8 protein-coding genes and 1 tRNA gene are annotated in these 12,304 nt (G+C 43.7%); 4 read left to right on the plus strand and 5 right to left on the minus strand.

Going from position 1 to position 12,304, the window contains the following annotated elements:
• Positions 1-50 precede the first annotated feature (50 nt).
• The 4 genes from IEY24_RS27280 to IEY24_RS27295 all read left to right on the plus strand — a co-directional run bounded on the left by IEY24_RS27280 (position 51) and on the right by IEY24_RS27295 (position 8,206).
• Positions 51-3,482: an efflux RND transporter permease subunit gene (locus IEY24_RS27280; RefSeq protein WP_188938477.1), complete on the plus strand. Its 3,432-nt coding sequence runs from the start codon at positions 51-53 to the stop codon at positions 3,480-3,482.
• A gap of 125 nt (positions 3,483-3,607) precedes the next feature.
• Positions 3,608-3,681, plus strand: a tRNA-Pro gene (locus IEY24_RS27285).
• 643 nt (positions 3,682-4,324) lie between these two features.
• Positions 4,325-5,779 (plus strand): glycosyltransferase, encoded by a 1,455-nt coding sequence (locus IEY24_RS27290; RefSeq protein WP_188938478.1) that lies wholly within the window; start codon positions 4,325-4,327, stop codon positions 5,777-5,779.
• A gap of 6 nt (positions 5,780-5,785) precedes the next feature.
• A complete protein-coding gene (locus IEY24_RS27295) occupies positions 5,786-8,206 on the plus strand; it encodes an ABC transporter permease (RefSeq protein ID WP_188938479.1) in 2,421 nt (806 codons plus the stop codon).
• A gap of 25 nt (positions 8,207-8,231) precedes the next feature.
• Here IEY24_RS27295 and IEY24_RS27300 read toward each other — a convergent pair whose 3' ends face one another.
• The 5 genes from IEY24_RS27300 to IEY24_RS27320 all read right to left on the minus strand — a co-directional run bounded on the left by IEY24_RS27300 (position 8,232) and on the right by IEY24_RS27320 (position 12,179).
• A complete protein-coding gene (locus tag IEY24_RS27300) occupies positions 8,232-9,005 on the minus strand; it encodes a glycosyltransferase domain-containing protein (protein ID WP_188938480.1) in 774 nt (257 codons plus the stop codon).
• 30 nt (positions 9,006-9,035) lie between these two features.
• The gene (locus tag IEY24_RS27305) at positions 9,036-9,923 is read right to left on the minus strand and encodes an ABC transporter six-transmembrane domain-containing protein (RefSeq protein ID WP_229223328.1); all 888 of its coding nucleotides are present in this window, start codon (positions 9,921-9,923) and stop codon (positions 9,036-9,038) included.
• Positions 9,924-9,940: 17 nt separating this feature from the next.
• The gene (locus IEY24_RS27310) at positions 9,941-10,783 is read right to left on the minus strand and encodes a hypothetical protein (RefSeq protein ID WP_188938482.1); all 843 of its coding nucleotides are present in this window, start codon (positions 10,781-10,783) and stop codon (positions 9,941-9,943) included.
• A 2-nt stretch (positions 10,784-10,785) separates the two neighbouring features.
• Positions 10,786-11,946, minus strand: a complete 1,161-nt coding sequence (locus IEY24_RS27315) for a radical SAM protein (protein WP_308420644.1) — start codon at positions 11,944-11,946, stop codon at positions 10,786-10,788.
• Between the two features lie 89 nt (positions 11,947-12,035).
• A complete protein-coding gene (locus IEY24_RS27320) occupies positions 12,036-12,179 on the minus strand; it encodes a hypothetical protein (protein ID WP_188938484.1) in 144 nt (47 codons plus the stop codon).
• Positions 12,180-12,304 lie beyond the last annotated feature (125 nt).

Below are 12,304 nucleotides of genomic sequence, written 5' to 3' on the forward strand. Positions count from 1 at the left end.
CATTCATCGCAGCGGCGCCCGCTCATTCACTCATTCACTCATTCAACATTATGAAATTTAGCGAATACAAAACCCTAAGCTTCACCAACTGGTGCGTAGAGAACAGGACGACGATCTACATCTTTACGTTCATCATCACCTTGGCGGGGTTCATGGTGTACAATAACCTGCCGAAGGAGCAGTTCCCGGATATTAAGATCCCGCAGATCTACATTAATACGGTGTATTTCGGGACCGCGCCGGCCGATATCGAAAATACGATCAACAAACCGATCGAGAAGCAGCTCAAATCCCTCAACGGGGTCAAGAAGATCAAATCCAATGCATTGCAGGACGTTTCGGTAATCCTCGTCGAATTTACACCGGATGTGGCCGTGGAGGTCGCATTGCAAAGGGTAAGAGATGCGGTGGATAAGGCCAAAACCGATTTGCCCCAAAATCTCGACTCCGGCCCGACGGCCCAGGACGTGAACTTTTCCGAGTTCCCGATCATGAACGTCAACATTGCTGGTAATTATTCTTTGAAACAACTGAAAGAATATGCCGAAGACCTGCAGGACGGGATCGAAGCATTGCCTGAGATTACCCGCGTGGATATTCTCGGTGCATTGAACCGCGAGATCCAGATCAATGTGAACCTCGACCGGATGAAATCGACCGGCTTGACATTCTATGATGTTCAAACGGCGATCCAAAGTGAAAATATCAACGTTTCAGGCGGCGAGCTCAATGTGCAGGGCGTGCGTCGTACGCTGCGCGTGAAAGGCGAGTATACGAATGTAGCCGATATGGCGAACATACGCATACGCACGTCGACAGGCGCGACCGTGCGCCTGGGCGACATTGCCGAGGTAGCCGACAGCTTTGAAGAGCAACAGGATTTCGCCCGTCTGGCCAACAAATCTGTAATCACCTTGAACGTGATTAAACGTTCGGGGGAAAACCTTGTGGATGCAGCGGACAAAATCGAAAACGTAATAGCCGATTTTAAAGAAAACCGCTTCCCTGCCGGTTTGGATGTCAAAATCACTGCCGACCAGTCGATACAAACGCGTGCGGACTTGCATGATTTGATCAACACGGTTGTACTCGGCTTTATTTTCGTGGTACTGGTACTGATGTTCTTCATGGGTGTTCGCGACGCGATTTTCGTGGGTCTTTCGGTACCATTATCTGCGTTGGTAGCCTTTGTACTAATGCCGATCATCGGTCCGATGGTAGGTACCGAATTTACACTGAATACCATTGTACTATTTGCATTCCTGCTCGGTATCGGGCTTGTGGTGGACGACGCCATTGTGGTAATCGAGAACACGCACCGCTTGTTCAACATGCATAAGGACTGGACGATCCAACAAGCAGTAAAAGCGGCTGCCGGTGAGGTATTTATCCCGGTACTTTCGGGTACACTCACAACCATCGCGCCATTCTTCCCGCTGCTCTTCTGGACGGGTATTGTCGGGGAATTCATGAAGTTCATGCCGCTAACCCTCATTATCACCCTTGGGGCTTCGCTTTTCGTCGCTTATGTGATGAACCCGGTATTTGCGGTGTCGTTCATGGGTCGCCACGACGATGAGAAGGAAGCGCACGATACGAGTTTCAAGGCGATCCGTCGGCCGGTCATTATCCTCGCGGCTGCCGCGGCGATTGGCTATGCGATGGACCGTGGTGTGGGTAATTTCTTTGTATTTATATTAATACTCTGGATTTTCAACCACTATATTCTGACGCCCCGTATTCTCGTCCCGTTCCAGGACAACTTGCTGCCTGCATTGAAAAACGGCTACCGCAAGCTTATCGACTGGCTGCTCAGAGGCTGGCGTCCGGTAGTGGCGATAGTGGGCGTATTTTGCCTGTTGATCTTCACATTCGTGCTTACCGGTATCGTACAACCACAAGTCCTGTTTTTCCCAAGCGGCGACCCGGATTACGTGTACGTTTATAACAAATTACCGATCGGTACCGATGCCCGCGTCACCGACTCTGTGACCAAGATCATCGAAAAGCGTGTTTTTGATGTTTTGGAAAAAGAAAAAGCAATGGATATGGTAAACTCCGTGATTGCCAACGTAGGTAAAAACGCCGGTGATCCATACAATCCCGACCGCTCGGCAACACCACACAAATCGAAAGTGACTGTTGCGTTTGTATATGGGACCGAACGTGGTGGTAGGTCGTCCGAAGCGATCCTACGCAAGATCCGCGATGCGGTTGCCGGCATTCCGGGCGCCGAAATCTCCGTGGAACGCGAAGCGGTGGGACCGCCTACTGGTAAACCTATTTCGATCGAAATTTCCGGTGATGAATTTGAGGTACTTCAAAAACTGGAAAAAGACGTACTGAAAAAGGTGCAGGATTCGGGTATTGAGGGTATCGATCAGCTCCGCTCCGACCTCGTCACCAACAAACCCGAGATCGTCATCGATATCGACCGAGAAAAGGCGCAGCGCGAAGGCATCAGCTCGCAGCAGATCGCATTGGCAGTTCGTACGGCATTGTTCGGTTTGGAAGTTTCCAAATTCCGCGACGACAAGGATGAATATCCGATTATGGTAAGGTTGGAAAAAGACGATCGTGAGCAGATCGAGAAGCTGTTGAGCCTTAATGTCGTTTACCGCGACATGAATATGGGCGGTGCATTGCGTCAGGTACCTATTACTTCCGTCGCGAATATCCATTACTCGACCACTTTCAGCCAGATCAACCGCCAGGATCAGCGCCGCATCGTTACTTTGGGCTCCGACGTCCTGCCAGGCTACAATGCGAATGAGATCGTGGCACAGATCCAGACCCTGATCCAGGAAATGGAGGTACCGAACGGCTACATTATCAAAATGGGCGGTGAGCAGGAAGAACAGGCTGAGTCTATGGCGTTCCTTGGAACCGCATTTGGCGCCGCGATTATGTTGATTTACCTCATCCTCGCCACACAATTCAACTCGGTGATCAAGCCATTCATCATCTTCTTCACGATCGTTCTTTCGCTGATCGGGGTATTGCTGGGCTTCATTATTTTCAATAAGGATTTCTCGATTATCATGTCGGGTGTGGGTATTATCGCATTGGCTGGTATTGTGGTGAAAAACGGTATTCTCCTCATCGAGTTCATCGAGGAGCTCCGAGGGCGCGGGTATCCTATGCGCGAGGCCATCATCGAAGGCGGGGCGATACGTCTGACGCCCGTATTGCTCACGGCTTCCGCCGCTGTACTCGGTCTTGTACCGCTTGCATTGGGTATCACCGTCGATTTTGTAGGCCTTTTCCGTGATCTTGAACCTCACCTGATTGTCGGCGGCCCAAGCTCCGTCTTCTGGAACATCCTCGCCTGGACGATCATTTTCGGTCTCACATTCTCTACCCTGCTGACACTCATTATGGTACCGTGTATGTATTACGTCAATGAACGCATCCGCGACAAATGGTTCCGCAAGGGCAAGGTCGAAGTCGTGAACCCGGATTGGCAGAACGAGAGCATCTAGACAAAAGGCACGTTTATTGTTCATTTCGGGTCATATCAATTTTTTTTCAACCCGAAATGAACAATAATCCAAAACATTCTTAGATTTGCAACCCCAAAGAATACGGCAGAGCAATCTGCAAAGTTCGGGATGTAGCGCAGCCCGGTAGCGCACTAGCATGGGGTGCTAGGGGTCGCAAGTTCGAATCTTGTCATCCCGACATTGATTATCAGCCACTTACGATGAAAATTGTGAGTGGCTTTTTTCTTAGGTCGAACATAGGTCGAACATTTTTCTTGGGAATCATTGAGTTTTTCTGAGTTCCTCCAACTCATTATCTCCAATTTTTAGACTTGACTTCTCCGATATAGGCTTAGAAATCAAAAATCGAAGACATTTCAAGATATCCCTCAAAGTAATCGACTAGCTCCGCAAATCGAATATCATAGAACGGCCACGGTATTTATTATCTCAACCTGATTACGATATATGGCCCAGGTTTTCAATTCCAGTAGCATATGCCTTCATTTTGGGGTAAATTTTTGGCACTGCAATGATTTGCCTGAGATTTAGTTGTCATAGCCCCCGAGAACAACGCCCAATCCCGTGATCAGTAATGTAATTTTATCGTATTAGTCTTTGAGTGTCTGCAAAGGTTATCCTCAACAATTAGAAAGATCCTTCCATTTTTCTTTCATCCGCCTGACCGGAGAGCCGATACGAACCGCTTCCATTTTGCAAGAGCAGATCATTTCTATTCAAGAGTGGACAACATATGTATCGGTGACTCAATTGTTGCAAATTTGAAAAGACAAATTAGGTTGTTAACTTAATTGATCTGAATCAGCTCGCAATAAAAAATCATGTCTCACAACAGCTCCACACCAAAAAACAATTTGCTCATCATTCCAGCTTCCATAAAAAGCCACGTAATACCCGCATTTTCCATCGCCGAAAAACTCAAATTGAGATTTAAAGTTCATTTCGCCTTAGCAGACGAAGAGTTGCGCCACCTGGTTAGAGAAAATGGATACATATCCATTGAGGATGATCCATTTCGCGCGGCAACCTGTATGGAATGGACTTTCGTAGCCAAGCACAAAGGAAAAACCAGTTTCAAAAACATCGCAATTGCTTATCTGTCAAATATCATTTATAAGCACCGAAAAAAAACGATGTCTCTATTGATAGAATCCGTAAACCCATCCGTTGTAATTATTGATATTTTTAACATTACCGATTACCCTATTCTGTTTTCGTCGCATCCTGAATTAAAAATATTGTTCTACAACCCGATGCTTTCTACCTATAAAGTAAATGGGATACCGGCCGTCAATGAGGGAAACTGGGAACAAGAAGCCCCAATGGATAATCCATTCATATATAAGCCACTGGACTGGTTTCAGGGTTTTCGCCCGTTCGTACAGGAACTGCTGCATTGGGTCCTTCCCTACCAGTTCAGACGCCTGGTCCATGATTCCGGCATCGGCAATAAAGAGGTTAACTATACAACGTTTGGTGCAATTTTTGAGAACGTCCCTGAATTGATACTCGCACCCGCAGAATTAGAATTCTCTCAAAAAAACCGACGCCAAAATCAATACTATCTGGGCTTGTGTATCGATACAAACCGTAACGATGCGAACGCAGCTGACGACTTTCAGAACAAATGGACAAATATCCTATGTAAAAAGGAAACAGGAAAAAGGATCGTATATTGCAGTTTTGGGACGTACTATAATGCGTCTAATCAAGTATTGGGAGCTTTTTTATTAAAGCTATTGGAAGCCATTACAAAAATTGCCAATATACAGTTGATCTGCTCCGTGCACGGTTCGCTCATTAATAAAACAGGAATTTCACCAGACCAGTATGGAGAGGACATTCACATATTTAACTACGTACCCCAATTGGCTGTATTGCGAGAGGCCTGTCTGCATATTTCGCATGGTGGACTAGGATCTGTTAAAGAGAGTATCTGCTATGGGGTCCCTATGTTAATCTATCCGCTCGATTTATTACATGACCAAAGCGGCAATAGCTCAAAAGTAGAATATCATGGAATAGGCCTAGCAGGAAATATGGAACTCGATCAAGTACCGGATATACAAAATAAAATAAGTAAATTGCTAACCAACGAATCTTTCCTAGATTCAATTCTACTCCTACGGAAAACGATTGAAAGCAACGAGTCTTACTCAGAGAATTACCTTACCAAGTTGTTTACAAACAAATTCGGTATTCAGCATGAAGCCGATTTACCTCAGGCACAGCTGTTTTTGGGGCAACCTGATGATGGCCAGAATCGTAAAAAGTAATCAACTATGCTAAATAACTATTTCAAAATAGCCAGTAGAAGATTTTCAAAAGACTGGATACACTCGCTAATTAACGTCATGGGGATTGCCATGGCATTTTGTTCTGCAATTCTGCTGTTTCTCACTGCAAATTTTGAATGGAGCTATGATGATTTTCATCACGCTAAAAACAGCATTTACAGACTGTCTCTGAAGGAATCTCTAGCCGATGGGCAGGTATTTAGCACCAAGATGCCAGTTCCAATGATGCAAAACTTAAAACTAGCTCATCCGGATGCCATTCAACAAGCAACACGGTATAAAGAAGGCTCGACTCAGGTGAAGTGGAAAGACAAAGTTTTCAACAAAAGTGTACAGTATGTTGATCCCGATTTCTTAAAAATGTTTTCGTTTCGACTAATAGATGGTAATACAAATTCCGCGCTCGACGATCCAAGCAGTATCATTCTCAGCCAACAAATTGCAAGTTCAATTTTCGGCGCCAATCCACCTATGGGCGAAGTTCTTACGCTAAACTTAAATGGCAAACAGCAACCATTTGTTGTACGGGGAATATTAGAGACACCCCCTGCCAACTCCTCCATTTCGGCAGATGCTTTGATCCGCTTCGAAAACGAGCCTTACTACCACATGGATTTAAACGACTGGAACGTACGTACACATCAAGTTTATGTACGCCTGAATGATCAAACAACTGCGTCCGCATTCGAAAAAAATGCCCGGACATTTATGCAGCGAACCTATATCAACTATATTGAGAATGCTCGCAGCAATGGTCTGGCGCCGGACAGCGAAGGACAGTACATCAGTTTGCATACCACGCCATTACAGGGTGTGCATTTCTATCAGCTTTCAGAAGACAACAAATCAATAAACCCTGTATATCCGAAAGTACTACTGGGAATCAGTATCTTAGTGATGTTAATTGCATATGTCAATTATATCAATTTGACGACCTCCAATACCATGTCCCGGGCAAAGGAAGTCGGGATTCGAAAATACCTGGGAGCAAAAAAAGACCATCTGATTTTCCAGTTCTGGGGTGAGGCCTCCATTGTCTGTTGTTCCGGAATGTTATTGGGAGGCATATTGTCCGTGTTACTGCTACCAGTCTATAACAGTCAATTTAACCTCAACTTGTCCTATTCCCAATTCATACGGCCAGAAGTAATTTGGACGATAATTCTGTTTTTCCTGGTGACTACATTATTCGTCGGCTTCTATCCGGCGATAGTTGCTTCCAGATTCAATGTTCTTGAGATTTTGAAAGGAAAAGTAAGTAATAAGATAAAGGTCAGCGTCGTAAACCATGGAATGCTGGTTGTCCAATTCACTATCTCAATCTTCCTGATAACAAGCACCTTGGTTATTAATCAACAAGTCAAACTATTACAAAATAAGCCGCTGGGTTATAACCGTACAGAGGTAATCAGCATTCCGGTTGGTTACGAGATTGACGGGTACAAACTACTCGATGCCATGCGATTAAGGCTCGCCAATTATCCTCAGTTCGTCAGCATAACCGGTGCCGACCTGAACCTTGGCAAAGGCAAAGACGAAACTAGCCGGCAATCGAAATACGGATTTACCATACAAGGAAAGAAAGTCCTGACCAATGCACTCAATGTGGATTTCGACTACCCTGAAACGCTGGGGTTGGAGTTCATTGCCGGAAGAAGCTTCGACAAAAAGTACTCAACAGATTCAACACAATCTTGTATTATCAATCAGGCAATGGCCAGCCAACTAGGCCTTAAATCCCCTATCGGAACCCAATTACCGCTGAATGGAGGAAAGACAATTATAGGCGTAGTCAAAGACTATAATTTCTCATCCCTGCATTCGGAGATTGAGCCGATTACAATCCTGTTCAACAAGCCTTTTGGTCTCTCCTATTTATTCGTAAGGATACGCCCTAACAGTTCATCCATCGCCACCATGAAATTGCTGGAAAAGGAGTATTTGAATTTGGCCCCGAAATCCGAGTTTTTAGGGTCCTTTCTAGAAGACAATGTAAACAAACAGTATGAGAAGGAATTACGAATTTATCGTATCTTCTCGACGGCTTCCATCATAGCCATATTACTGTCTTGTTTCGGCCTTTTTGCTATGTCACTATTAAACATTCAACAAAGGACAAAAGAAATTGGTGTACGAAAAGTGCTTGGTGCCAGTGTTTACAGCATTTTAGCATTGATCTCAAGAGACTTTGTCAAACTGGTCTTGATCGCTATCTTGCTTGCATCCCCACTAGCTTACTATGGAATGTCCGAGTGGTTACAAGGATTTCCCTACCGAATCCATATTCAATGGTGGATATTCGTACTTTCAGGAGTCATAGCCCTCGCCATTGTACTCATGACCATCACATTACACAGTATAAAGGCGGCCTCGGCAAATCCGATAAAAGCCGTTAAAGGAGAGTGAATATTAGCCCGATAGGCACGTTTTTCTAGTTGACAAATGATGTGAACGGTGCTAGCAGCATCGCAGACTTCATTACCGGGCCATTAAAGTGAAGGTGAAGTGGATGCGTACCGGTAAGGCGGTTGAAAATTGTCAATTCGCCAAAATCGAAGTCTTCCAAAATTATATCCATTTCTCTTGTAGCGATTGCCTTTTTTTCAATTTCATTCGAATGGAAAAGAAATTGATCTACTGTTTGCATCGTCGTTGGGAAGGTTTGAAATAGCTCGCATTCTGTGTCTAATACAATCTTAGGACTCATTCCTTCCAAAAAAAGCTTCGTCCACAAATATTGGTTGCTGTACTCAAACTCATCGTACAATAATGAGCTCCTGATCTGTTCGATACAGTTCAGGGCAATGAGCAAATCTGAAACCCTGCCAATAATCCCACCGGAATTCAAGAACCGATAGGGCGTATTTCCGGACGGATACTGAGATTCGAGGGTAGAATCGGGATAACACGTCCGCTCCGCCGACACGACTACCGATCTATCCGGCACGATCCTTTGATAACGTTCCATGATTTCTTGCTCGCCACCTGTAACAATCACGTCATAGCCGTCGGAAAACAGGATTACCTCATCTTCCGGAAAGCCTTCAATAGCGTTTCTCAAATGAAAATCCTTAGCCCTATGACTATTCCATGAGCCTTTGTGCACGATTGTAATTAAGTCGATTTGATTTTTATTGCAGGATGCTTTGAGCGCATGCCTGTACCCAACATCATTCTCGTCCGAAATACATGTCACGATTTTCATCCTTACTTTCCCTATACGTGAAAATAAATACTACATTCTCCTCTTTATGTCCTTTAAGCGGCTTATCTGCTGAACTAATGCCGGAACTTTGTCAAGGCTATAAATAAAATTCCACATGTAGGATATGATAGAGTATATGGTACCGGCAGCGTACAATCCAAGAGCACCCGCCCGAATGATTATCATACATGCGATAATGATAATAAACAATTCCATCGTCGCCCAATTGATCACTTGTGTATCTATAATTTTAATGCGCCAGTTCCTCAACGCATTGTAATGATCCCACACATCAGCAGGATCATTTCTCGTCAATACACCAACTTCCTTTTCATATTGATCATTAATACCGGAATTAAGATCTAACGATTTTTTCGCGTAGCGTTTATTGATTACATATAATGGAAGCAACAGGATGATACAAAACACCACTATTCCCCAGTCGAACATAATCAACATTCCAAGCGCTCCCAGCGACTTGAACAACGTGTTGATGATATCCGGTACATTCCTTTCGAAAAAATCCACGAATTCGCGCGATAGTCCGGATCGCGCGATAATTTTCGAGGTTTCGATACCCCGGTCCTTTTGATCTCTTACAACATTTACCGCTACATCTCGGTATATCTTTGAGAATGTTCTTATGTTATATGTTTGTCGTACCACATGGGTCAATCCGTGAACTGTCCACAAGCCGGCATAGTAAATGAGGCCAAGAAAGCGGCCCTCTAATGCATCATTGATTGCAAGGCCGGTGAAGTAAGGGATTGATAAACTAATGACATTCTCTGTGATTGTGAAAAAATAGGTTATCAAAAATTTGAGTCGGTGTAAGCGAAACAGCTCAACCTGTGAAAAAGCCGTCTTGCTTTCAATACCCGCGCTTTCATGCGCAATCTCATCCCGAGAAATTTCCATTAAATCCACCCAAAACGCTAATTAACAACAAATTTACCCAATGCAACCATAGTTATATCTTCCAACTCCCGATCTAACGTAGAAGCATCATGTATCAGGTTCTCAGTTGGAGCTATATACATTTCGTACGGCCGAATGGTCAGTCTCACAATCGGATACTTCGGATTATTTTCGAAAAAAGATCTTACCAGTGTGTCCCTGTCTGTATCCATATTCGCGCTGATATTGAATAGGGTTCGATATCTATTTATCAGATCCTCCGAAGATACATTCACATACAATAAATGACGAGGCTCGCTTGTAAGGTTGATAGAAACCCGATTCCTTGCACCAATAGATTCACCGATAGTATTTCCGGAATCACTGTCTATATGCATACCGCAAAAAAGGTATTCTTCCACACCATTTATATATCTCTTGGTTACGGTTTCAAGCCCTTTCGTGACGATCGGAAACGCGTGAACCACCGGCTTTTCGTCGTCGATGGTATCAAAAGAATATAAAAAATGCTCCATCTCATCATCAAAATCCTTAAACAAGTGACCATGAGATTCGTATTTTTTAACAATATCCCGCCTATCCAATACACGGTCAAATTCCATTTCCTTGCACAAGTTGATGATGGATTCAGGAAGCTTATGGATCTTAATTCCGTTACCTAACTGACACCGTTCCGAATTGAAACTACGAACAACGGGTATTTCATCAGTGGTTATACGTCGCCATTCTCTGGCAGGAATATAAGAACAGGAATGATATTTATCGGCTTTCCCTGCCACCGAACCTAAGCTCAATGAAACCCTATCCATATATTGATTGTCATCCAAAATCAATGTTACACCAGGTACTAATTTTTCCATATTCAAATACGTTCGATCAGGTCCTCGTATTCCATAGGACTGAGATGTTCTTTTAGAGACGGCTCCAAATTCAGGAGCCTGTTATAAACATGCGTAATCAATCTGATCAGATTGCTACAATAAATCGAGGGATTATCGAACCCGGAGTGCTTGCTATATCGATGAACCACATATCCTCCGCCGCAAATCTCGACAATCGGACATGCTTGGCACTTATCACATAATGTGCTGTTGATATACAACTTACTGAGTGGGGTCTGAAGTGCCTCTTCCAGGGTATTTGAGAAAATGGTCATCCCCTCTTTTGTAAACCCGTCGCCACACGCCCTCAAGGGGTCTGTTGCCTCAATGCCGCCATCTGTCTCAATGACGATCGTATTATTTTCCCTGGTTCCAAAATGGTCATTTCCCGCATTTTCTCTGGCCAGAACAAGATTTATAATTGTAATGAATATGTCGATCATTGGTTTTCCGTCATCGTTATCTTCGAGCCAGTGGTCAAAAAGCAACACCATCTTATCGGCCCAAATCGTCGACTTCTTGGATTCCAACCAGTAGGGTAATGTGTCGTGGGTGTAGTCCGGAAGTAATATATTCCACATATTAACCCCGATCTCTTTATAGTGCTCATAAATTTCGATCGGATCGTAATCGATATTCATGACCGTTATTACCGAAAGGTCATTAGGAAAGTGCTTTTTATAAATATCAATCCCTTTCAAAGTATCCAAAAATGACCCTTTTCCGGAATGATAGACTCTGTATGCATCATTAGACTCGCGTGTTCCGTCCAGGCTGAACCCTACGCTAATGTTAAGTCTTTTGAACAACTCGCACCATTCATCATCCACCAGGATGCCGTTCGTCTGTAAAGCAAAGTCGATCGATACAGATTCGAGTTTCAAACATTCACGAACAAAAAATTCGAACAGGTCCTTGTGAGCCATCAGAGGCTCCCCGCCATGAAATATCACAAGAAAACCGCTCAGATTATTGCTTTTGCAATAATCTTCTATCCTGGCTACAACCTGAACCATGGTCTTTTTACTCATGAATTTAGGTTGCGACAGGTATGACATATCTCCTTTATTATACATGTAACAGTAGGAGCAATTTAGATTGCATCGACTGGCAATCTTCAAAATTAGTCCGGCGAGGTTCAAAATCGTAAAATTGAAGTGTAAAGATCAGCTAACAGTGGGGAAAATAGATAAACACAGAGGACCTGGATACCAGGCCCTCTATTTGAAACCTAGCGAACGTATGTAGTATCAGCGTAAGCAACAGTTTTAGAACATACTCCTTTATGGTTGTTACCAATAAGGTTTTGAATTATGTTTAATTTTTCCGCCGGTGTAACATTAGTTTTGGCAAGTGTACATGCTTGATCTTTCATAGTTGAAATTGGATTAAAGTAACAATTAATAAATTTCCTTAAACAGAGAGAGGCCTGTCTCTATCTTAAATATATGATCTAAATAGAAAAAGTAACACCGTAGCAAAAATTAGTTTACTTATCCG

It is taken from the genome of Dyadobacter endophyticus (genome assembly GCF_014641595.1).
Classification (GTDB): Bacteria; Bacteroidota; Bacteroidia; order Cytophagales; family Spirosomataceae; genus Dyadobacter; species Dyadobacter endophyticus.

Coding starts and splice junctions, on each gene's coding strand:
- IEY24_RS27280 (WP_188938477.1), top strand. CDS start 51: ATGAAATTTAGCGAATACAAAACCCTAAGCTTCACCAACTGGTGCGTA.
- IEY24_RS27290 (WP_188938478.1), top strand. CDS start 4,325: ATGTCTCACAACAGCTCCACACCAAAAAACAATTTGCTCATCATTCCA.
- IEY24_RS27295 (WP_188938479.1), top strand. CDS start 5,786: ATGCTAAATAACTATTTCAAAATAGCCAGTAGAAGATTTTCAAAAGAC.
- IEY24_RS27300 (WP_188938480.1), bottom strand. CDS start 9,005: ATGAAAATCGTGACATGTATTTCGGACGAGAATGATGTTGGGTACAGG.
- IEY24_RS27305 (WP_229223328.1), bottom strand. CDS start 9,923: ATGGAAATTTCTCGGGATGAGATTGCGCATGAAAGCGCGGGTATTGAA.
- IEY24_RS27310 (WP_188938482.1), bottom strand. CDS start 10,783: ATGGAAAAATTAGTACCTGGTGTAACATTGATTTTGGATGACAATCAA.
- IEY24_RS27320 (WP_188938484.1), bottom strand. CDS start 12,179: ATGAAAGATCAAGCATGTACACTTGCCAAAACTAATGTTACACCGGCG.